This window comes from Ureibacillus sp. GCM10028918, assembly GCF_042666115.1.
Classification (GTDB): Bacteria; Bacillota; Bacilli; order Bacillales_A; family Planococcaceae; genus Ureibacillus.
The window spans coordinates 83,678-107,378 of sequence record NZ_JBHTFK010000021.1; the positions used below are offsets into that span (position 1 = coordinate 83,678).

Below are 23,701 nucleotides of genomic sequence, written 5' to 3' on the forward strand. Positions count from 1 at the left end.
ATTATCAGGAATTCGTTTTTATTTATATTATCAATTTTCTTCTTCGTCATCCCAGCATTCAACATCCCCAATATTTGGAACATTTTTCTTGTAAAATACAGGATCTTTCCCCTGTCTGCGTTGAGCGATATAGTCTTGGATAACTGGTTTCGCCACTTTCCATAGCATCAGAATTGCGAGTAGGTTTATAATTGCCATAATGGCCATGAAAAAGTCTGCTAAATCCCATACAATCTGAACTTTTGCAACCGCTCCAAACATCACGAAACCTACCACTAAAATACGGAAAATTAGTAAAGCAGTTTTAGATTCTTTAATAAACCCAATATTTGTTTCGCCATAGTAATAGTTTCCGATAACAGTACTATACGCAAACAAGAATATTGCAATAGCTAAGAAAATTCCAGCCCAATCTCCTAAATTAGAAATAAGAGAAGCTTGTGTTAGATTGATTGATGCTGAATCTGATTGTAGATATGCATCACTTAGTAAAACGATAGCTGCAGTCGACGTACAAACAATTAATGTATCTATAAATACACCTAATGTTTGAATTAACCCTTGCTTTACGGGGTGAGTTACGGATGCTGTTGCTGCCGCATTCGGTGCAGAACCCATACCTGCTTCATTTGAGAATAAACCACGTTTAACCCCGTTCATAATTGCTGCCCCGATCACCCCTGCAAAGGCTTCTTCCAATCCAAACGCCGATTTAAAAATGAGAACAAACATATTAGGTATTTCGCTAATATTCATGATCACTACAAGTAAGGCAACTAAAATATATGCAATGGCCATAACCGGTACAATTACTTGCGTAACGCTCACAATACGTTTTAATCCACCAAATACAATAACAGCCGTTAGTATGGAAATGATTATTCCCACAACGACACGATTTGTACCAAAGCTTTCTTCAAATGCAATCGTAATTGTGTTTGCTTGAACCGCATTAAATACGAAACCATAAGTTAATGTAATAACAACTGCAAAAAGTACACCCATCCATCTTTTGTTTAACCCTTTTTCCATATAGTAAGCAGGACCACCACGGTACATTCCTGTGCTAGAGTCTTTTACTTTATATACTTGTGCCAGAGTACTTTCAATTAATGCTGACGCTCCACCTATTAAAGCAATCATCCACATCCAAAAAACAGCACCTGGTCCTCCTAGAGCAATGGCTGTTGCAACACCAGCAATATTCCCAGTTCCGATACGGGAGGCCGCAGAGATTGTGAATGCTTGAAAAGAAGAAACTCCCTTTTTCTTTCCTGATTTATCTGTTGGAGATTTTTCAGCAAGAAGTTTAAACATTTCAGGAATCATTCGAAATTGTATAAACTTTGTTTTATACGTAAAAAATAGCCCTACCCCTACTAACAAGATAATTAGTACATAAGAGTACAAATATGTATTTATACTTCCTAAAAGACTACCAAACCACTCCATATATACTCCTCCTTTATCATTTTTACCCATCTGAGCGCTAAACAGCCTTAGATTTATCCATTTTTTCCTTCAATGGTTATTTTTTAAAACTTATTAATTTCCCTCTTAAAAATATAATTAGTAACCACGAATAGGTTTTAACTCTTATCGCAATCATAATTCTAAAGAAATATTGCTCTTTTAATATTCCCGAGATATATAGAATAACCTTTACAATAACGAGAAAATATCAGCATCCATTTACCCTTTAAAAGTATAACAGTATAATATTCAAAGTGTAAAATGAAGGAATATTTATAATATTAATAAAATTTTGTTATCCCTTCTTCAAACAAAGAACACAAAAAACGAATTCCCCATAATCAGGAATTCGTTTTTTGTTAAGAATTAAAATCATATATTTGACCTTTAATTAGGTAGGCAGTACTTTCAGCAATATTTGTAATATGGTCTGCTGATCTTTCGAGGTGTCGATTAACGAACAATAATTGTAAAAGTTGATTCATTTCTTCAGGATGCTCACTTAAATAATTAGTAAGACTTTTATAAGTTTCTCCATTATACTCATCTACTTTATCTTCTAGTTCTCCAACTTCTTTCGCAAGAGCGATATTTTCCTCTGTAAACGATTGTATCGCTTTTTGAAGCATCTCGATCGTAATTTCTTTCATTTTCTCCAGATTAGTAATTTCAAGCAGCGACTTTGTAGTACCTATCTTAATCGTTGCTTTTGCAATATTAACTGCAAAATCAGCTACTCGTTCAATTTCCGAAGATATTTTAATTACACCGATAATTTCTCGTAAATCTCTTGAAACAGGCGCTTCTTTAGCCATTAACCATATGGCAAATTGATTAATTTCCAACTCAAGGTTATCGATTGCATTGTCTCCCTCAATTACCTTTAATGCAATTTCTATATCTTGCGTCTTTAAAGCTTTAAAAGCTTTTTCAAGTGCATTTATTGATAACTCGGACATTTCCTCAATTTTTCTTTTTAATTCCTCTAAATTTTTTTCAAAGTTTTCGCGAATGACCATGCTTATCTCCCCTTATCCGAATCGACCTGTAACATAATCTTCAGTTCTCTGATCTTGCGGTGTTGAGAATATTTCATCTGTATTGTCATATTCAACAACTTCTCCATTTAAGAAAAACGCTGTTTTGTCAGAAATCCGTGCAGCTTGTTGCATGTTATGAGTAACAATCACAATTGTATAATCCTTCTTCATGTTTGTAATTAACTCTTCAACCTTTAAAGTTGAAATCGGATCAAGAGCAGAAGTAGGTTCATCCATCAGGATTACATCTGGTTTCATTGCAATTGCTCGAGCTATACATACCCTCTGTTGTTGTCCACCTGACAAGCCAAGGGCTGAAGTTTTTAGGCGATCTTTCACTTCTTCCCAAATGGCAGCACCGCGTAAACTTTCCTCTACAATCTTATCGAGCTCTTTTTTATTTTTAATCCCTTGTCCTCTTGGACCATAGGCTACATTGTCATAAATACTCATCGGGAATAAATTTGGTTTCTGGAACACCATACCTACTTTTGTACGCAATTTAATGACATCGTTCGTGTTATAAATATTCTCCTGATCGATATTGATATCACCTGTAATTTTCACGCCATCGATTAAATCATTCATTCGATTTAAGGTACGTAGGAAAGTTGATTTCCCGCAGCCAGATGGACCGATTAACGCAGTTACTTGTTTTTCGTGAATATCAAGGGAAACGCCGTATAACGCTTGCTTATCACCATAGAATAAATTTAGGTCTTTTACATTTATTTTCGATGTTCCGTTTTTACGTTGCTCCATTTCCGATATACCCTTCCCTGTTTCATATTGTGTGGTTAATGTATCTGTACGTTCCATTACTGATGTCGTCATAACAAACTCCTCATTTGTTTGTTGTTTTATTTAGTTTCTTTGAGATAAATGTTGCCGAAAGATTAATTGCCAGTATTAAGACGATGAGCACAATCCCGATAGCTGCTGCGAGTTCAATATCTCCAGCTTCTTGTGTAACTAGATATGAATGAACGGTTAAAGTTCGGGCAGAAGAAAAAATGCTCTCCGGCATTGCCGCTACAGTACCTGCAGTTAAGAAAATCGCAGCAGATTCCCCAACAATTCGTCCAATCGAAAGAATAATACCCGATAAAATACCTGGCATCGCACTAGGCAAGATGACTTTATATAATGTTTGCAGCTTCGTATTTCCAAGTGCCAATGAACCTTCACGATAAGCCGCGGGTACCGTCTTTAAAGCTTCCTCAGTTGTACGAATAATAACCGGTAAAACAATGATCGTTAATGTAAGTGATGCCGCTATAATAGACATACCTAATTTTAATGTTGTTACAAAAAATACCGCTCCGAATAAACCATAAATAATCGAAGGAATCCCTGTCAAACTTTCTGTTGCAAAGCGAATAACTTTTACTAAACGGCCTTGTTTCGCATATTCCTGTAAATATACTGCCGCTAAAATTCCGATTGGTGTTGCAATAATGAGTGAAATAACAATTGTGTAGATTGTTGTAACAATCATCGGCAGAATTCCTCCCCCACCAGTTGGAGAATAATCACCGAAGATGAACTCAAAACTAATCAAACCGAAGCCCTTATAAAAGATAAATCCAACAATCATCACGAGAACCGCAACAGATAAGAATGCCGATAACCATAATAGACTATATAGCAAGTTATCTTTGAATTGTCTCATCTTAGTTACCACCCTTCGCGCTGATTCTAGCTAATACAAAATTCAAGATTAGGATAAATGAGAATAAAACGATACCTGTTGCAAAAAGCATTTCTTGATGAGTTCCTGCTGCATAACCCATTTCCAATGCTATGTTTGTTGTTAATGGTCTGATACTATCTGTAAGACTTGTTGGCACGATCAAACTGTTTCCCGCCACTAAAATTACAGCCATCGTTTCACCAATTGCTCTACCCAACCCTAGCACGATTGCCGTTAATATCCCTGATTTTGCAGCTGGTACAACAACCCTAAAGATTGTTCCAATTTGTGAAACACCAAGTGCCAAAGAACCTTCTCGGTATGTTTTTGGGACCGCTCGAATCGCTGTTTCGGCTACTGTCACGATTGTTGGCAACATCATGATTGCAAGTACAAGAATTACAGCAATCAAGCTTTGACCTTTCACTAACCCTAAGGTGTTTTGCAAAAATGGAACAATAATCGCTAGTCCGAATACACCGTACAATACAGACGGAATCCCTGCTAATAATTGAATCGCAGGAGAAATAATTTTTGCAGCTCTTTTAGAAGCAATCTCTGCCAAGAATATAGCAGTAAATAATCCTATAGGCACCCCTATGATTAATGCACCAATCGTGGCATATATCGATGCGATAATCATCGGGAATATACCAAATTTATCTTCACTTGGTACCCAATCGGTACCTAGGAGAAAGTCAACAAAGCTATAGCCTTGCGCAACGAATGGATAGGCTCCTTTATAAAATACAAAACCAATAATAAGTAATAATGTGAATACTGATAAAAGTGCACAAATCAAAAATACCTTTGATGACACTTTTTCGAGCAAATACTTTCTTTTATTTGCGTGATTGATTTTTACGGATTGATTGTTTGTTGGGATAGACACCTTTTCTCCTCCAAAATTACGTTCAAATGATTTGTATTGTCTTCCTTCTATGATTTAAGTTTAGTTAATTGGGATTGCCCCTGCTTCTGCAGCAATGGCTTGTCCATCCTCACTTATGATAAAATCGATAAACTTTTGTCCTGCTTCCGATAGTTTGCCATCTTTATATACAAATAAGAATGGTCTTGATAATTTATATTTTTGTTGCAATACATTGTCTGCAGTTGCTTCTACACCATTTATGTCAATTGTTGAAACGGACTCATCGATATATTCAAACGAGATAAATCCAACAGCATGCTTATTGTTTGCTACTGTTGTTTTAATATTACCGTTGCCACTTGCAATAATTGCATTTTTTATTAGTTCACCCGAACTATAGTCTACAATTTCCTGGAACGCGTCCCGTGATCCCGAACCATCTTCCCGTGAGACAACAACAATCTCCATGTCATCTCCACCGAACTCCTTCCAGTTCGTAACTTCACCGGTAAAGATTTGTTTCACTTGCTCCAACGTCAAATCTTTTACTTTATTTGTCGGATGAGTTACAACAACTATTCCATCATAAGCAATTACTACTTCATTCAGCTGTCCTTTTTCTTCTTCCTTTAAATCCCTTGAAGACATTCCGATTTCGGATACTCCATTGGTTGCGTTTGTTATACCTGCCGAAGAGCCAATTTGGTTGATTTCAATATTCGTATTATCTTGCTCTGCATACTTGTGTGCTAATTTTTCAGCAAGTGGCCCAACAGACGTCGATCCAGAAATAGCAATTGTCTCTCCATTACCATTTGATGCCTCTGTCTCATTTGTATCATCAGTCGTACATGCTGAAAGGACAGCAAGTACTGATCCGATAAGTAATCCAAATTTCACTTTTTTTATAATGCTCATTTCTTACCTCCAAGTAAGTATGTTAGGACTTTTATATGTCGCACTATGTCTAAATATAGAATAAAGGCAAAGTGTAAATTTTCATCGTTTCCTTTGTAAAGGTTTTGTAAATTTATATTAAAATCAATAGCATTGTTGTAAATTATTGTTATTTTTCACACTTTAAGTAGATATCTTAGGATGAATTAAAATTCACATTATGATACTTACTATTTATTTCAGTATTAATACATAAGTAAAAGCCCGAAAAATTAGCTTTTCGGGCTTTTACTTATGTATTATTTACTGATTCTATTGCTTAATTAGCTATCTGCTTTTGTTACGACAAGCCATTCATCTTTCTCGGCACATATATATCAGTCGATTCATCGCTGCGATTGAAACGTCCAATAATTATTTAATAGAAAGTTAACAATAGGAATAACTAGAACGGTGACCAATTCTCCAATAAAATAATGGAAATCAAAAACACGGACAGTGACAAATATCAGGATGAAATTCAGGATAAATCCTACTGCTGAAACTGTCATGAAACGTAAAGCCTTCTGCTGTGTAATGCTACTGCCGAACGTATACTTTACGTTCAGGAAAAACGATACGATGGTCATAATGATGAAAGCAGCAGCTGAACCCAACACAGGATCCACCTGCATACCTTCAATTAATATAAAAACTGAAAGAAAATAGATTAACGTACTTATACAACCTACTAAACTATATTTCATAAACTTGGCGAATTCTTTCCTTAATAGCATTGCTTGCCTTTCCGACTCTTTCTTAAAATGACAATTCTAGTAGAGAGCCTTCTCCATTATTCGAAACGTAATCCACTCTTAATTACTTTCCTAACAATATTTTTGCTTAAGAATTTTTTATGATGGTGATTCTTACGATTAATCAACAGTACTAACTGCAAGAAAATAACCGGTAATAAAGTTTTTTTATATGCAAGATACTTGGGTTCCCAACTTGTTGCAAATTTACCTTTAAACTCTTTTAAACCTTTAAAGTTGTATTTCTTATTCCCATAACGATAGACATAATGAATCAATTTTTCACTAATAAATGAATGTTTACAATTCCCTACGTTGGCTAGCGGAGCCATTCCCAAACTACATTTCAAAAAGCCTGTTTCTTTTGCCCATAGAATAATATTTGTAAATAATACATCCATTGTCCCATGTGGACTCAGTTTACAATTTCTCATAAGGTCAATGGTTATTGTTTGTCTGTAATCTGTAGCTAAAGTAGCAAAAGCAATAACTTTTCCTTCTGCATTATGTAATAGTGCAATTGGAAAGCGCGAAACATAATCTTCGCAAAAAGAAACCACCGAGAAGCCCTTTTCTGCTTCTGAACCTAGCCAACAATCCGAAACTCTTTTAATCTCAGAAATGAGTCTAGTAGAATGCGGAGGTTCTACAACATTAAATGCAAAACCGTTACGCTTAAATTTGTTTAATCTTGTACGTAGCTTTGCAGCCCTTTTCCCCTCTAAAGAAAAATGATTGAGCTCAATAAGCGCCTCTTCTCCCAACTTCATAAATCGATATCCAGCTTCGTGATAGAGTTGCATATAACGAGGGTTGACTTGGTAATAAATAGGCTTTCCTCTGTTTCCCTTACAAAATTCATTGAATTCTTTTATGGCGGAGCGGAAATTCGATTCATCGCCAATCGGATCGCCAAGCACTACGTATTTATCGAAAATCTGTTTATATACAATCAACACATTCAGATCTTTTGTCCAAAACAGTTCTTTATCTTGCAAAAAAATGAGATGGGATACATGGTTACCCCCGTTTCGTTTTAAAAAAGGGAGTAATTCATCATACTGAACGTTTACTTGATTTTCTGATAAACCTCTCTTTATATGCTTTTTTTGAGAGTTAGAAATCATTGAAACCATGGGTATTTCCTCCTGTTACATTAACACCATTATCTTTGTTGATAATACCACATAGTAAGTAATGTTCATAGATAGTAAATATTAACTGTAGTATTCTATTATTTATCCATGAGAATAGGATTAATTTTACAATAGAAATCTTGAAGTCATGTATAAACAATTACATTTATTACTCGATATAATGTGTGAAGATTTTTTTCTATTCCAAATCTACTAAACATCCATTACATCAAAGGAGAAAACAACATGAATTGGATTAAAAATTTAAAAATTACCCAGAAATTCGCCTTACTTTTGGTCGTTACCCTACTTAGCCTGTTACTGATTGGTACGATTAGCTATATGCAATTCAATAAAATGGGCAATCAATTAGAGGATATGTACGATAACAAACTGACTCCGATAGAAACAGTCAGCGAACTAAAAAACAATTCACAATATGTACGATTAGCACTTATAGAGTTATTGGTGAATACCGAAAAGAATCGCAACGAAGAACTTTTAAAAGCAATTGACGAGAGGATCAGTGCGAACCAAGAACTACGGAAAACCTATAACACCGATAATTCTAGTGAATTGTCATTATTAGATAAAATCAATGAATTGAATGCCGAATTTGAACACTACAAAGATGAGATACTGAATTTAGCCATAAAAAATCAAAATATTGAAGGATACTCACTTTATGTCGAAGAGGTCGCTCCAATATTAAATGAAATCGATGAACTATACACAGAAGTTATAGATATAAATAGTGCTGATGCCAAATCAGTGAATGAACAAAACGAAAAAGATATTCAGTCTTCAACAATCTTTTTAATCAGTATCATTGTTATTGCATTAGTGATGTATGTCGGATTAAGTTGGATCATCGCTCAACTCGTCTATAAACCTACTAAAGAAATGGTAGAGTTGATGAGTAAAGCTGAACACGGAGATCTAACTGTTCAAAGCACATACGAATCAAAAGACGAAATTGGCTCACTTGCACTTTCATTTAACAAAATGCTGAATCAATTAAAGAACCTGATTTTGAATGTTCGCGAATCATCCGATCATGTTGCAGCATCATCTGAGCAATTAATCGCCAGTGCCGAAGAAACTAGTAATGCTTCCCAACATATCGCAGAAGCAAGCACTTATCTTGCTGCTGGGGCTGAAGATTCCGTAAAGCATACAGACGAGATATCCATTTCTACACAAGAAACAGCAACGAGCATTAGCCATATTGCTAATTCCATTTCACTTGTATCCGAGCAATCCAATGCAACTACGGAAGAATCAGAACGAGGAAATGTAGCATTAAATAAAACGATAGAGCAAATGAAATCTATTAACAGTACTGTACTTGCTTCATCAAGTGTTATTAAAGATCTCGGTAGTCGCTCATCAGAGATTGAAAAAATAGTAGCTGTTATATCAGGAATTTCTGAACAAACGAATTTATTAGCATTGAATGCTGCGATTGAAGCGGCAAGAGCAGGTGAAAATGGTAAAGGATTTGCTGTTGTAGCTGAGGAAGTAAGAAAACTAGCCGAAGAATCAAAACGTTCTGCAGAGCAGATTACTCACTTAATTTTAGAAATACAAAATAGCACGATGGAAGCTGTAGGATCAATGGATAAATGTACATCAGAAGTAGAAAAAGGGCTTCACTTAATCAATGAAACGGGAGAATCCTTCGAGAAAATTCTGCATTCAGCTACTGACGTATCAAAAAAATCCGAAGAAGTATCTGTGACATCTGAGCAAATCGCCGCAGCTGTTGAAGAAATGAGCCTCAAGATACAGAATGTTTCCAAGAGTGCCGAACAGTCTTCTGCAAATTCTCAAACTGTAGCAGCAGGTGCCGAGGAACAACTTGCTTCAATGGAGGAAATAACTGCTTCAGCCCATGCACTAGCAAAAATGGCCGAAGACCTTCGAAGCGTTGTAAACACATTTAAAATATCATAATTTTATAGAACAAACTCATTAGAGTGTAGGTAAAGTCAATATGATATTTGTCTACACTCTTTTCTTTGTACTACTTGATTTCCCCTATTTTTCCCTTTAGTCCAGTGTCAATGATTTATAGGCTCCTATATTTCCCATAGACTAATAAATGATGATTCTGATAATGTAATAAAAGAATTATCAATAATTTAAAACAAGTAAAGAACGAACTTCTCACTATGAATTTCGTTCTTTTATCTTTAGATAAATTCATCTACCCCACTCCAGCAAAAATGGCGTAGATTAAAAATGTTCTTTATTTGGAAGGCGGAAGGAAGTATTATGTCTCAGGTTAGAAATGTTAAAATTTTAGGTACAGGAAAATATTTACCGAATAAAAAAGTATTCTCTCATGAACTCGATGAATTATTAGGAGTAAAACAGGGATGGGTAGAGCAAAAATCAGGTGTTGCAATGCGCTCCTTCATTGAAGATGAAACTGCCTCACAAATGGCAGCCTATGCAGCTACTGAAGCGATTAATGCCTCGGGTATACATAAAGAAGAGATCGATTGCATCGTAAGTGTCAGTGGGACAATGGAACAACCAATCCCCTGTAATGCAGCACTTGTTCAACAGCAATTGAGTTTAAGTGAATCTAAAATTCCCTGTTTCGATATTAACTCTACTTGTTTAAGTTTCGTAACAGGCTTTGATACAATCTCCTATTTAGTAAATAGCGGAAGATACAAAAACATACTGCTGGTGTCCAGTGAAATAGCATCAGTGGGGTTGAATTGGAAAACGAAAGAAAATGCGATACTATTCGGTGATGGCGCTGCTGCTGCCATTCTAACGAAAACTCCAGAAAACGAACCTTCTAAAATACTGGCCGGTCATATGGAAACCATTAGCGAGGGTGCTCATTACACTGAAATTAGAGGCGGTGGAACAAAAGTGCATCCTAATAATTCAAATGCAGATGAAACTGACTTTTTATTTGATATGCACGGAAAATCTATTTTCAAATTATCATCAAGAAACATTGGTGCTTTTATGGAAAATCTATTAGCTGCTTCTAATTGCACGATGGAAGAAATTGACTTAGTTGTCCCTCACCAGGCAAGTGGAATGGCAATGAGAATTTTAAGGAAAAAATTAGGCATTGAAGAAGCAAAGTTCATGAACATTATCCACAATCATGGAAACACAATTGCATCGAGTATCCCAATGGCCTTACATGAAGCGATTGTACAACATAAAATTCAACGAGGTAATAAAATTATGCTATTAGGCACTTCTGCTGGTCTATCTATCGGAGGGATTGTGTTTGAGTATTAATATCTTGCTTACAGGGGGACGAGCTCCTGCGACATATTATCTCGCCCGATTGTTAAGGCAACAAGGGAACACCCTATTCATGGCAGAAAGTTTACCTAAACACCTGTGTATGCGTTCTAATTTATTTCAGAAAAGTTTTCGAGTAAACTCACCTAATGACAATCGGCATGCATATATTGAGGATTTAATACAAATCATTCAAGAATGTAAAATTGATTTACTTATACCTACTTGTGAAGAAGTATTTCACATTGCTTATGCATACGATCAGCTCTCGAAATATTGTCGTGTTTTTTGTGAACCGTTAGATATAATAAAAACCTTTCACCATAAAGGATTGTTCATCAACACATTAAGGAATAAGTTTAGTGAATATATCCATGTTCCCTTTACAGTATTCATCGACACAACTAAAACTAACTCCAGAGCGGAAATCTCAAATTATTTAGAGGCCAACTCTATTAACTTCATTAAAGAATATGTCTGTAAGCCGGCATATTCCAGATTTGGTACTGAAGTTGTTTTTAAAAAAGGTTCTGAAATACTTGATTTACTCTTCTTGAAGAAAAATATCTGGGTTATCCAGGAAAAAATTAAAGGAATTCAAATTTGTACGTATGCCATAGCAGATAACGGTCATATGAGGCTTTTTAGCGCCTATCAAACAAACGATAGTGTAGGATTAAGCGCTACAATATATTTCGAACCTTACATTAATCGGAAATTAGAAGAATTCGTGAGAAGATATATTGAAGAATATAAATATACTGGCCAAATTGCTTTTGATTTGATATTGACTGACAATGACGAGTTTTATCCAATTGAATGTAATCCGCGAACAACCAGTGGAGTTTGCTTGTTCCCACTTGCGCAGCGCCAGCAGACAACCGAACCCTATATAGTAGGTACAGAAACAACGATGCTAGGTTTAGCAATGCTGCAAACATTTTTTTCCAAAAATATCATGAAACAAATTCATAAGATGACCCGGGCAAAGGATATCGTTTGGAATACAAAAGATCCAAATGCGTTTTTCGATCAAATAACCAGTTTCCTATATTTATTAAAGGAATCGAGGAAAAGAAAAATATCCAGCTATCAAATGAGTACATTAGATATTGAATGGAATGGAAAGGAGTGAGTAATAATTGAAGAGAAACATTCTAGTAACAGGTGCCACGGGTTTTCTAGGTCAACATCTTGTCAAAAGATTAGCTCACGAAGGATTTCATGTAACGGCAATAGGTCGTAACATAGCTGTCGGCAGTATTCTTCCTCACGATGTTCATTTTGTACAAGCATCTCTGGAAGATCGAGATGGGATATTTCAAGTAATGCAAAATCAAGATTTCGTCATTCATTGTGGTGCACTTTCTTCAGTTTGGGGGAAATACGAGGATTTTTATAGTGCGAATGTCATCGGCACACAAAACATGGTCGACTCCGCCCTCTTTCATAATATAAAAAGATTTGTACACGTTTCTACACCTAGTATTTATTTTAGTTTGCAGGAACGCTCAAAAATAAATGTGAAAGAAGATAGTGTCTTACCTAATCCTGCCGTTAATTTCTATGCTGAAACGAAAAGAATGGCGGAAGATGTAGTCGATGAAGCTTTTAATAAAGGCTTACCGACTATCACAATTAGGCCTCGCGCCTTATTTGGACCTGGTGATAATGCAATTATTCCGAGATTAATTAAAACGAATCAGAGATCCGGATTACCATTTATCGATGGAGCAAGAATATTAACAGATATTACATATGTCGAAAATGTTGTGGATGCTCTATGTCTTTGTCTCGTTTCGGATGAACGGACTGTTGGAAAGAAATATAATATTACAAATGGCGAGCCGATGTATTTAAACAATATTTTAGAGAGAGTTTTCACTATGCTCGGGCAGCCGATGAAAAAGAGAGAAATGAAATATGAAAAAATACTACGAGTTGCAAGCATACTAGAAAAAACCTATCGACTCTTCCATATTAAAAAAGAGCCTATTATCACGCCATATACGGTAACAGTACTAGCGCACTCTCAAACTTTAAATATCGACGCGGCTAAAACAGAGTTAGGATATAACCCGCGTATTTCAGTTGAAGAAGGAATAAACAAGTTTGCAGAATGGTGGAAAGCTCAGAATGTTAACATATAAATTATTTCAAACCGGCCATTGTACACATAATGCAAAAATAGCTTTAAAGGGTGAATCATCATACGAAATGAAGTTCCCGGCCATGGTTGCATTATTAAAGCATCCACTTAAAGGATATATATTATTCGATACAGGATATACCGAGAGGTTTTATGAAGAGACAGCTAAATTCCCCTTTTCTTTATACGCTAAAATAACACCTGTCTATGTAAAAGCTGAAGATACTATATTAGCGCAGCTTGAGAAAGAAAACATCCATGCAGCGGATATTCGCTATATATTTTTAAGCCATTTCCATGCAGATCACATGTGCGGGCTAAAAGATTTTCCTAACAGTGTATTCGTCTGTTCAAAGGAAGCATTTCAATCTATAAAAAATAAAAAAGGAATCCGTGCCGCAAAATCTGCTTATATTCCAAATTTATTGCCTAATGATTTTGAAGATAGAGTCCTCTTTATAGAAGATGCAAAAATTGCTCCAGTCGGTAATCATACACGCAACATTATAAGTGAAGTTTTCCAAAAACCACTTTATGATCTTTGGGGTGACGGAAGTTGTTTAGCAATCAATCTATCAGGTCACGCTAAAGGACAATTTGGACTGATTTTTGAAAATGACAGCAAGGAAACAGTATTTTTAGTAGCGGATTCCGTTTGGAGAAGTACTGCCTTCCGAGAGAATCGACCACCAAATAACATAGCGTATTTGATCATGGATAACGTTAAAGAATACAAAGAAAACTTTGAAAAAATTGTGCGTTTACATAAATTGCAGAAAGAAATCAAAATCATTCCTTCTCATTGCGAAGAACCGTTTCAATAAACCATGTCACCAAACAAGAGGTTTCAAATGATTAAATTAATGTACATTCTACAAAACTATCTAAAGGTCAAAAAAGTTCAAAAGTACTCGCCAGAACATTTTCGTATGTGGCAAAACAAACAATTACAAAAACATCTTAAATGGATTAACACCCATTCTCCTTATTATCAACAACTGAAGAAAAGCAGAACATATGATTTAACTGACATAAATCACTATCCTTTCATGAATAAACCGTTCATGATGGATCACTTCGATGAACAGAACACTAAAGGTGTAAAAAAAGAAGAGGCATTTCAAGTTGCTATGCATGCAGAAGAAAATCGAGACTTCTCGCCGGCAATCGGTAACATCACGGTGGGATTATCTTCCGGTACATCAGGGAATCGAGGGATTTTCTTAGTTTCTAGAGAAGAGCAATCAGCCTGGGCTGGGACAATTTTAGCCAAATTATTGCCTAATGGCTTTAAAAACAAAGAGAAAATCGCATTCTTTTTACGTGCAAACAGTAATTTGTACGAGTCTGTAAGAAGTAATAAAATCGAGTTTGCATTTTTTGATTTACTAGATCACTTTGATGAACATATTAAAAGACTACAAGACTATCAGCCTACTATTTTAGCCGCTCCCCCGTCAATGGTTCGTCGTATTGCGAGTGCTGTAAAAGAACAGAAACTGAACATTCAACCTATCAAGATTATTACAATGGCTGAAGTGTTGGACCCATTGGACGAGGCCTACATTGAAAGTATATTTAAACAAAAGATTCATCAAGTATATCAATGTACTGAAGGATTCCTAGGCTGCTCTTGTTCCCATGGGACAATTCACTTAAATGAAGATATTGTTTATATCGAGAAGGAATTCTTAAATGCTGAAAAAACGAAATTCCACCCAATCATTACTGATTATAAAAGGCGTACACAACCAATTATTCGTTATCGCTTAAACGATATTCTTACACTGAAATCCGAACCTTGTCCCTGTGGTTCTCCCATGTTGGCAATTGAACAGATAGAAGGTCGAATGGATGATGTATTTATTCTTAAAGATAAACACAAAGACTCCCTGGAGTACGTCTTTCCCGACTTTATAAGGAGAGCTTGTATTTCGGCTTCCGATAACCTGAAAGAATACAAAGTAATCCAGCATAATGTGCTAGAAATCGAGGTTCAATGCCTAGTATTTGATGAAGAAAAAAGGCAAGAAACCGAACAAAGCATAGAATCGAATTTAATGGATTTCTTTCAAGATAACTACCTAAGTCCAGAAATCACTTTTAGTGAATATGAGGAAAATGATCGCTTAACAAAACTAAAGCGTATTAAAAGCAATATACAGTTAAATGAGGGTGTCTACAATACTAAATAATTACGAAGCGATTCTTTATAATAAAAGAAATATGGACGAATTGGATTGGAGTTTCTATGAAAACGGCGCTTTCCTAAAAGAGTATTTCGCAGATTTCATCTTAGATACAACATCTTATATGAAAAACGTAGAAACAGAAGTTTTTTTTGTTGCCTTAGGACGAAAATTACTGCCTTGTACTGTCAATGACGATACCTACAATAATTCTTATGTATGCTCACCATATACACATTACATTACTTACGCGAAGGAAGAATTACGCTTTGTTTCACCAAAACCGTTGAGATTCTTATTGGAAGCGATCATTAACTCTTTCGGCTCTTTTGCAAAGTTAGTTGAAATTAATAAAATTGTTTACATTAATAATTATTGCTTGTCTACAAACTTAATATCGCCTTTATCAAATGAAGAGGTACATGCATTAAAAGAGCTGCTTATTGAACGTTTTCCTAAATACCAACTTGGGTTTCGTTCGATTAATGAGATTTGCCATAAGGATATGATGAAGTCTTTTGAGACCGAGGGATACAACTTATTGCCAAGCCGGTATATTTACATTTCAACAAACAAAAGATTAAATACCCCAACTAAAGGAGAGAGAAAAAAAAGAAGACAAGATGAGAAGTGCATCACAAAAGACATGCGTATCGTTACGAATAAAGAAATATTGCCAGAGGATATCGAACGAATTGTTGAGCTTTACAATCAACTATATATTGAAAAATATTCCGACTTGAATCCACAATTCACTTACAAATTTATTGAAAAGTTATTGGATCAAGATTTGTTCATTTTTCAAGGAGTGAAAATCAACGGGAAACTTGAAGCGATTTCTGGAACGTTTGTTGTAAACAACATGATGACGAATCCGATTTACGGATACAACCTTTCATTATTCCCACAGTTTCAACTCTATCGGATATTAAGACATCTAAACACAAAATTAGCGCTGGATAACAATTGCTTATATCATCAAAGTGCAGGAGCAGGTCATTTTAAAAAAGCTAGAAGTGGAGAAGGAACGCCTGAATATACAGCGTTGTATGTCAACCATCTCCCCTTCAGCAAAAAGTCTTTTTGGAAACTGCTTTCCTTCCTGCTTAAGAAGATAGGAATCCCTTTGGTTGAAAAGCTGGAATTATAAAATTGTGATACTTGCTTAACTTCCAAAATAAGAGCTCAACCACAAAACATGGTTGAGCTCTTACTATTTTCACTTCAATATTCCCTATTTTTACGCGCTTCCGATTCATCTTGCATTTCACTTTCCATTGCCTCAATCGATTGTTTTCGACGCGCATTTTTATTTTGTAGCTGTTGTCGTTCTTCTGGACTTGCAAACTCCATACTGATTTCCGCTTCTTGTAGTTTGCTTTTCGTATTTTCAATCATGTCATGTAACCGTTCAACATTATTGTATCGATTATCGGGATTTGGTTGCTGTTCTTTCGGCATGTTTATCCTCCAAATTACTCTTTTGAAAATAGTTTGGTTTCCTTTTATTTAGATATACCTAAACGCTTGAAGAAAAAATGACAAATTAAAAAGGAGTAAGATATCACAAAAGTAACTTGTCATATCTTACCCCTTTTATTTATTCAGTAATGTTTTGTTCAATTAAATCTAAATCTTTATTGTAATTGTATTGTGATGGATCCACTTTAGTAAAGTCAGCTGGTGTGTAAAACCTTAATAGGTCCCCGTTTACAACTCTATCTGATAATTGTAATTTATTATCCACTTCTTTTTTGTATTCATTGGCCATATCTAGTTGACTATCATCTAATTGTAAGCCCGTTGTAGCATCATAGAATTTATCATCAATTGAATAGATTGTAGGGCTGACAAAATCACCATTTCTAAACGTTACTAATTCATTATGTTCTTGTGATAATAGGTCTGTACCAAACTGAACATAATTATGTGTATCAATTCCAAGTAAGTGCAATAATGTTGGAAGAAGATCAATTTGTCCTCCGAAAGTATGATTCACTCCACCTTCCATTCCTGGAACATGAATAATTAATGGAACGCGTTGCAGATTAGTACTTTCAAAAGAATTAATCTCTTTCCCCATAAGTTTTGACATGGCATTATTATGATTTTCGGAGATACCATAATGGTCACCATATAAAACAAACACACTGTTTTCATACAATCCTGATTCTTTTAGATCCGCAAAGAACTGTTCGATGGCTTCATCAGCATAACGGGCTGTTTGGAAGTAATCATCTACACTCGCATCTCCAGTATCCGCTTTGCCAATCGTAGTTAAATCTTGATTGATCTTGTATGGATAATGGTGTCCAACCGTAATAAGTTTCGTATAGAACGGTTGCGGTAATGTCTCTAAAAGTGGTATTGATTGTTCAAAGAATGGTTTATCCAATAAACCATATTCAGCCATATCGATTTCATTGCTTGTATCATAATATTTGGCATCAAAGAAATGTTCATAACCAAATGATTTATAAATCTTATTACGGTTCCAGAAAGTTCCGCTGTTCCCATGGAATACTGCGGATGTATAGCCATTGCCACTTAATATTGCTGGAGCTGCTTGATACGTATTCTCACCTTTTGTAATAAATGCAGATCCTTGCGGTAAACCAAAGATAGAGTTTTCAAGCATAAACTCGGCATCCGATGTTTTACCTTGAGCTGTCTGGTGGAAGAAGTTATCAAAGTATAGTGAACTTGAATCTCCAGCCAACGAATTGATGAACGGAGTGACCTCTTCACCATTTAATTTATAATTGATTAAAAAGTTTTGGAAAGACTCTAAATGAATATAGATAACATTCTTCCCTTTTGCTGCACCAAAATAGTCTTGATTTGGTTCGGCATAATTCGATTTTGCATAGTTGATAACTTCAGTCATATCATCGTTATCAGCTAATACCCTTTGCGAAGACGCTTTTACCGTTTCAGTAGCATCATAAATCGTATAGTTATACATTCCTAAATACTTAACAATATAGTTTCGATCAAAACCACGCGTTAATAGTTGTGGGCGATCAGCATTAGCAAGTTCTAAATTTACAAAAGATAATCCAACGACAAAAGCGATCAAGGCAAGCCCTTTTTTATATCCCATTCTGCTGGAGTCTTTTTGGATTTTTTTAGATAGACATAAGTAAATTAAAAACAATACATCAACAAAGAATAAAATATCGTATGGTCTTAATAAAGAAACAACACTGCCACCTAAATCTCCAAAGTTTTGAGTTTGGAATATTGTTGGCAAGGTAATAAAGTCGCTAAAGAATCGATAATAAACGGCATTTGCATATAAAAGAATGGACATAAAAGTATAAACAATCACTAATATTGCATAGCGTCCTCTTCCTCTAAATAAAAATGCAAAGCCTAGAAATAGCATTGCCGAGCCTATAGGATTTATTAATAAAAGGAATTGTTGAAGCGGCCCTTCAACCCCTAATTTAAACTGCGTTACTTGCGTGATATATGTTTTAAGCCATAGCATGATGACGGCTAATGAATAAAGACCAAAAAATTTATTTAAAAAGTTAGCTTTTTTGTTATTTAAACCTTCCATTTTTCCACCTTCCTATTATTCCAATAGACTAAATGTATTTGCAACTTAATTATTGTTTAATAGAGTGATAATTAAGTTTTACATTTGAAGAAAATTTTGGTAAACTATTATACTATCGTTTTATCTAGAAGTTTTCCTAGAACTTTTATACATTACATCATAAACGAACTTCTGTCAAGTTATAATCAAGTAAAGTTTTTTAATTTTCCTTTCTGTCTAAAACTAAGTAAATCCTTCCTTTTTCGCCATATGCTCTAGCAAGTATAGACTAGATTGCGAGAGTCTATACATATTTGTTATTTCTTTGTAATGTTTTTAAAATACCCTTTACAATATTATTAGAACGTTAATAGCTTTAAAAAGTTTCAAATTTGCTAGGGGAAACCCTTTAAATGAGAAAATAAAAAGGATTGAGTCCGGTAAAATATACCGAAATCAATCCTTTCAGTTTTATGAATAGACTTTCACTTCAAAACGGGTAAACCTATATATTCCTTCATTTTTTTGTCTCTTACTTCTTATAAAGTAAATACCACACCCAAAAAGAAATTATAACGAAACCTTTAAAAATAATGATTAAGTTCCGGTATTCGATCGGGAGAATTAATAATAAAAGAATTGAAACAAGGATTATCGGAAAAACTGTATAAAACCATAATTTTACAACCAGATTGTTAAAATTCATTTCAAATCTTTCCACTTCAGTCACCCCATAACCTCTCTTTTAACAATTATCTCAAAGATTTTATAGAGTTTCCATCCGTTCAATTAGTTTCTTCTTATTAAATAAGAAATAAACTGACCTCGAAATATTATCGCAATATAAATGCCATAGACGTAAACGAATTAACACCTCCCTGTTCTTTTTTACGAAAAAATCTATGTTACGATAATCTCAAATTAGCAACTTAGAACTTGGAGGAAAATTAAATGTTTAAAAAATTAATATCAATCGTACCAGCTGCCGCACTCACGTTAACAGTTGGCGCTAATGTACAAGCTGCAACCCTTACCGTACAAAAAGGAGATACACTTTGGGATTTAGCACGTGCAAATCATACATCCGTGGAAGCTATTCAAACAGTAAATCATCTAAATACTGACCTTATTTACCCTGGGGATTTACTAACAATTGCTCAGGAAAAACGTTATACAATTAAGCCCGGAGACACATTATGGGACATAGCTATCACACATGATGTCACGATCTCGCAGATTAAAGAGTGGAACAATTTGCATTCAGATCTTATTCATCCTGAGTCAAATCTATTAATCTTTGAAGGCGCGAAAACGAGCAATACGGCTTTGAGTGAAAAAACAACAGTAGCTGCAGCTCCAGAACAAAAGGAAAATTCGGCTAAAGTGACGGTTCCATCAACAAAGAATGATGCAGTAAAAGAAAGTACACCAAAGGAAAGTGCACCATCTACAAATAATGAAGTTCCAAAGGAAAGTACACCAGCGGCAACTGCACCAATTACAAGTAATGAAGCCCCAAAGGAAAGTGCACCTGATGAAACTCCATCATCAACAAGCAATACAGAATCCAAGGAACTGATTATGGAAGCCACAGCCTATACTGCTTCATGCGAAGGATGTTCCGGTATTACTTCAACTGGCATTAATCTTACGGAAAACCCGGATGCGAAAGTCATTTCAGTGGATCCATCGGTTATTCCACTAGGCAGTAAAGTTTATGTAGAAGGCTATGGTGAGGCAATCGCTGGAGATACTGGCGGTGGCATTAAAGGAAATAAAATCGATGTCTTCATCCCTTCAAAACAGGATGCAATGAACTTTGGCCGAAAACAATTAAAGGTCACAATATTAGACTAAAATTATTTTCCGTTAACCTTTAATAAGCAAAAAGGGACCTGATTTCGGTCCCTTTTTGCTTTTCTTTCATTTAATTAATAACTGTTATTACAATTGTATACTTAGGTTAGAATGTAACCCTCACGCAAGGCATTTTCCATAAAAGGAGTCGGTTTTCCTACGCTGTATAGTTGCAAATAATGCATTGCTCTTGTGCAAGCTGTGTAAAAAACTCTACGCAAGCTTTCATCACCGTATACTCGTTCCGATGCATCATAGACTATGACTGCGTCGAATTCAATACCCTTGGACAAATAAGAAGGTATGATAACAACACCCTGTTCATACTCAAACGAGCCATTTTTCAAAAGCTTAATATTGTTGATGTTAGACAAAGCTTCGTAAGCTCGCTCACTTTCCTCAGATGATTTGCATATGATGGCAATGCTATTATATTGCAAGCTACGCAAATCAGCTATTTTGGCAGCAATACAGTTGTGCAATTCTGTGTGGTCGAACAATTGCGCCAGCTTAGGTCTCTCGCCGTCTCGTTCGAATGGGATAATCCGTTCTCCATTTGGTACGAGTCTGCGGGTAAATTCGATAATTGGTTTTGTGGATCGGTAGCTACGGGTCATGTTAATCACTTCTGTTTCATCCTGTCCGTATATGCCAATAAGTTTGTGGAAATCAATCATTTCACTTGCATGCGCGAATATGGCCTGATTAAAGTCCCCGAGCACTGTCATCCTTGCTGATGGGAACAATCGCTTCAGAAACTCGAATTGAAAAGGTGAATAATCCTGTGCCTCGTCAACAAGTATATGTTTTATCGAACGGTTCGACTGGAAGCCTTGAATCAATTCTTTCATTAGTAAATACGGGGTAGCATCTTCGTAAGATAACTTACCTTCTTCAATTTTTTCTAGCGTAAGTTGACAAATTTCCGTCCACTCCAAAGGTGTAACGTTATCCCCCACTATCCATTTTTCAATCTGTAAAGGATCGGCAAAAAGGTTCTTATAAATCTCCTTCATGTCGATAAAATGGAATGCATGGATTTTATTTCGCAAAGGCTTCAATTTCTTCCGAATAATCATTCGTGCTAATACTTCAGGCTCAATTTCATAATCGGCAATATATTCTCTTTTGAAGCCTCGCTTTTTTGCTAAGTAGGTTTGCAGCTTATGGTATTCCTCATTACTAAGCAGTTCAATGTCCTCTTGTACCCACGGCTTATTCCGTTCAAGTTTTTCAGCCTCATTTATCTTCTTTATTAGCCAGTCCTTAAGCTTTTCTAGTCTGTTATGAAAACGGAGGGAGGTTTCACTTGTATAAAATCTATGGGAAATTTGCTCGGCAGTAACGATTGGCTTCCCCCTAAAAACAATATCCTTAAATAACATGCCCTCTAACTCCAGTGATTCCCTGTATGAATTAATCGCCTCAAAAAAGTGGGTAGATGCTTTGAATTTAATACTTGCAACCCTTGACGTATACAGCTTAGTATCCTTAGCAGTCAGAACATACTCTAATTGCTCAAAGGGATTCTCAACTAGAAACTCTGTACTTAGATGATGAGTCAAATAGTCCTGAAACGTAACCTGTTTCATATTCTCTTCACCGAGCTCAGGCAGCACATTAGACACATAACTGTTAAACAACGAATTAGGCGAAAATAGAATAATTTGATCTGCTTTCAGACTGTCACGATATTTGTAAAGCAAATAAGCAATTCTTTGCATAGCAGCAGATGTCTTCCCACTTCCGGCAGCTCCGTGAACTATGAGCAGTCTCCCGCTATCATGACGAATAATCCGGTTTTGCTCTTGTTGAATGGTGGCTACGATATTGTGCATATGTTTATCTGAACCTCTGCCCAGAACCTGCTGCAAGATTTCGTCCCCAATTGTAAGACTCGTATCAAACATAGATTGGAGAATCCCACCACGGATGAGATATTGCCACTTCTTCTCCAAGGTACCATGGATTATACCTCCAGGGGTGGAATACTTGGCAGGACCCGGCTGATAGTCGTAATAAACACTCGCTATGGGCGTCCTCCAATCGTAGATAAGGAAGTCATCTCCACTTTCATCTGTAAGAGTGGATATTCCAATATAAACTTGTTCGTGATCCGAAATTCCTTCTTCCTTGAAGTCAATACGCCCGAAATAAGGAATCTCTTGCATACGGCGTAGAACCGATAATCTTTTAGAGACATGCCTATGAGTGCTTTGGCTTACAGATAGATTTTGCGCCTCTTGTCTCAATCCGATAATTGCCTCAAGATAGTCGTCGAAGCTATCAGTATTCACCTTAACTTCATCCCAAAAGTGTCTGCGGAGACTAACTACTTCATCCTTTCGACGGGAAGTTTCTTTCTCTAATCCCTGGATTCTCTCCGCAATCATTTCCATTATGCTGTCAACTCGTTGTTGCTCATTCTGAAATTCTAAATTCATAGCAAACACTCCTTTAAAAAATCAATATAAGGATTGACTAACAAAAAAATATATATTATAATTATAATAGGGATTTTTTATCCACATTATAAAAAGACGTATATCTATATAAGATTACCACGCTTTTTTTATTTTTTCAATTACTATTTCGCTTTTAAGCATATAAAAAAAGAACGAATTCCTCACATGTGAACTGAACCCCGAATAGAGGACACTTTATAAATAGTGCCCTATTCGGGGTTTTTTCTATGGAAAAAGCCCGTTATACTAAAACATAATTAATCTGAACGGGAGTTATTTTTATGAGTAAAATCTATTTTAATGAACAT

The 23,701-nt window shown here is 35.6% G+C and carries 19 protein-coding genes; 8 read left to right on the top strand and 11 right to left on the bottom strand.

Annotated features, from left to right (window positions below; all coding sequences use genetic code 11):
• Window positions 1–30: 30 nt before the first annotated feature.
• The 8 genes from ACFQU5_RS15570 to ACFQU5_RS15605 all read right to left on the bottom strand — a co-directional run bounded on the left by ACFQU5_RS15570 (window position 31) and on the right by ACFQU5_RS15605 (window position 7,907).
• Window positions 31–1,452 carry an alanine/glycine:cation symporter family protein gene (locus ACFQU5_RS15570; protein ID WP_390289702.1) on the bottom strand — a complete coding sequence of 474 codons (1,422 nt, stop codon included), beginning with the start codon at window positions 1,450–1,452 and terminating at the stop codon, window positions 31–33.
• 380 nt (window positions 1,453–1,832) lie between these two features.
• The gene (gene phoU / locus ACFQU5_RS15575; RefSeq protein ID WP_390289705.1) at window positions 1,833–2,492 is read right to left on the bottom strand and encodes a phosphate signaling complex protein PhoU; all 660 of its coding nucleotides are present in this window, start codon (window positions 2,490–2,492) and stop codon (window positions 1,833–1,835) included.
• A gap of 12 nt (window positions 2,493–2,504) precedes the next feature.
• Complete coding sequence (gene pstB, locus ACFQU5_RS15580) at window positions 2,505–3,275, bottom strand: phosphate ABC transporter ATP-binding protein PstB (protein WP_390289757.1); 771 nt, start codon at window positions 3,273–3,275, stop codon at window positions 2,505–2,507.
• A gap of 82 nt (window positions 3,276–3,357) precedes the next feature.
• Window positions 3,358–4,185, bottom strand: coding sequence for a phosphate ABC transporter permease PstA (gene pstA / locus ACFQU5_RS15585; protein ID WP_390289708.1), 828 nt, complete (start codon window positions 4,183–4,185; stop codon window positions 3,358–3,360).
• A 1-nt stretch (window position 4,186) separates the two neighbouring features.
• Entirely contained in the window at window positions 4,187–5,098 is a 912-nt protein-coding gene (pstC, locus tag ACFQU5_RS15590) for a phosphate ABC transporter permease subunit PstC (protein ID WP_390289711.1), read from the bottom strand.
• Window positions 5,099–5,158: 60 nt separating this feature from the next.
• The gene (locus ACFQU5_RS15595; protein ID WP_390289714.1) at window positions 5,159–5,998 is read right to left on the bottom strand and encodes a phosphate ABC transporter substrate-binding protein; all 840 of its coding nucleotides are present in this window, start codon (window positions 5,996–5,998) and stop codon (window positions 5,159–5,161) included.
• A gap of 365 nt (window positions 5,999–6,363) precedes the next feature.
• The gene (locus ACFQU5_RS15600) at window positions 6,364–6,753 is read right to left on the bottom strand and encodes a GtrA family protein (protein ID WP_390289717.1); all 390 of its coding nucleotides are present in this window, start codon (window positions 6,751–6,753) and stop codon (window positions 6,364–6,366) included.
• A 56-nt stretch (window positions 6,754–6,809) separates the two neighbouring features.
• Entirely contained in the window at window positions 6,810–7,907 is a 1,098-nt protein-coding gene (locus ACFQU5_RS15605) for a phosphatidylglycerol lysyltransferase domain-containing protein (protein ID WP_390289720.1), read from the bottom strand.
• A gap of 246 nt (window positions 7,908–8,153) precedes the next feature.
• Between ACFQU5_RS15605 and ACFQU5_RS15610 the strand changes: the two genes are divergently transcribed.
• The 7 genes from ACFQU5_RS15610 to ACFQU5_RS15640 all read left to right on the top strand — a co-directional run bounded on the left by ACFQU5_RS15610 (window position 8,154) and on the right by ACFQU5_RS15640 (window position 16,677).
• Window positions 8,154–9,863 (top strand): methyl-accepting chemotaxis protein, encoded by a 1,710-nt coding sequence (locus ACFQU5_RS15610; RefSeq protein WP_390289723.1) that lies wholly within the window; start codon window positions 8,154–8,156, stop codon window positions 9,861–9,863.
• Window positions 9,864–10,184: 321 nt separating this feature from the next.
• Window positions 10,185–11,183, top strand: a complete 999-nt coding sequence (locus ACFQU5_RS15615; RefSeq protein ID WP_390289725.1) for a beta-ketoacyl-ACP synthase III — start codon at window positions 10,185–10,187, stop codon at window positions 11,181–11,183.
• Complete coding sequence (locus ACFQU5_RS15620) at window positions 11,173–12,324, top strand: ATP-grasp domain-containing protein (protein WP_390289728.1); 1,152 nt, start codon at window positions 11,173–11,175, stop codon at window positions 12,322–12,324. The genes ACFQU5_RS15615 and ACFQU5_RS15620 overlap by 11 nt, the downstream gene beginning before the upstream one ends.
• A gap of 7 nt (window positions 12,325–12,331) precedes the next feature.
• On the top strand, window positions 12,332–13,339 hold the full coding sequence (locus tag ACFQU5_RS15625) for an NAD-dependent epimerase/dehydratase family protein (protein WP_486395273.1): 1,008 nt from the start codon (window positions 12,332–12,334) through the stop codon (window positions 13,337–13,339).
• A complete protein-coding gene (locus ACFQU5_RS15630) occupies window positions 13,326–14,162 on the top strand; it encodes an MBL fold metallo-hydrolase (protein WP_390289730.1) in 837 nt (278 codons plus the stop codon). Before ACFQU5_RS15625 ends, ACFQU5_RS15630 begins: the two co-directional genes overlap by 14 nt.
• 27 nt (window positions 14,163–14,189) lie before the next feature.
• Window positions 14,190–15,533 (top strand): F390 synthetase-related protein, encoded by a 1,344-nt coding sequence (locus tag ACFQU5_RS15635; protein WP_390289733.1) that lies wholly within the window; start codon window positions 14,190–14,192, stop codon window positions 15,531–15,533.
• Entirely contained in the window at window positions 15,514–16,677 is a 1,164-nt protein-coding gene (locus ACFQU5_RS15640) for a hypothetical protein (protein ID WP_390289735.1), read from the top strand. The genes ACFQU5_RS15635 and ACFQU5_RS15640 overlap by 20 nt, the downstream gene beginning before the upstream one ends.
• A 74-nt stretch (window positions 16,678–16,751) precedes the next feature.
• Here the strand turns inward: ACFQU5_RS15640 and tlp are convergent, their stop codons facing one another.
• Together tlp and ltaS are read right to left on the bottom strand one after the other, a co-directional pair.
• A complete protein-coding gene (gene tlp, locus ACFQU5_RS15645; RefSeq protein ID WP_390289738.1) occupies window positions 16,752–16,988 on the bottom strand; it encodes a small acid-soluble spore protein Tlp in 237 nt (78 codons plus the stop codon).
• 139 nt (window positions 16,989–17,127) lie between these two features.
• Window positions 17,128–19,092, bottom strand: coding sequence for a lipoteichoic acid synthase (gene ltaS / locus ACFQU5_RS15650; RefSeq protein WP_390289741.1), 1,965 nt, complete (start codon window positions 19,090–19,092; stop codon window positions 17,128–17,130).
• Between the two features lie 930 nt (window positions 19,093–20,022).
• Between ltaS and ACFQU5_RS15655 the strand changes: the two genes are divergently transcribed.
• A complete protein-coding gene (locus tag ACFQU5_RS15655; protein ID WP_390289745.1) occupies window positions 20,023–20,928 on the top strand; it encodes a LysM peptidoglycan-binding domain-containing protein in 906 nt (301 codons plus the stop codon).
• Window positions 20,929–21,029: 101 nt separating this feature from the next.
• Here ACFQU5_RS15655 and helD read toward each other — a convergent pair whose 3' ends face one another.
• The gene (gene helD / locus ACFQU5_RS15660) at window positions 21,030–23,372 is read right to left on the bottom strand and encodes an RNA polymerase recycling motor HelD (RefSeq protein WP_390289748.1); all 2,343 of its coding nucleotides are present in this window, start codon (window positions 23,370–23,372) and stop codon (window positions 21,030–21,032) included.
• Window positions 23,373–23,701: the final 329 nt, after the last annotated feature.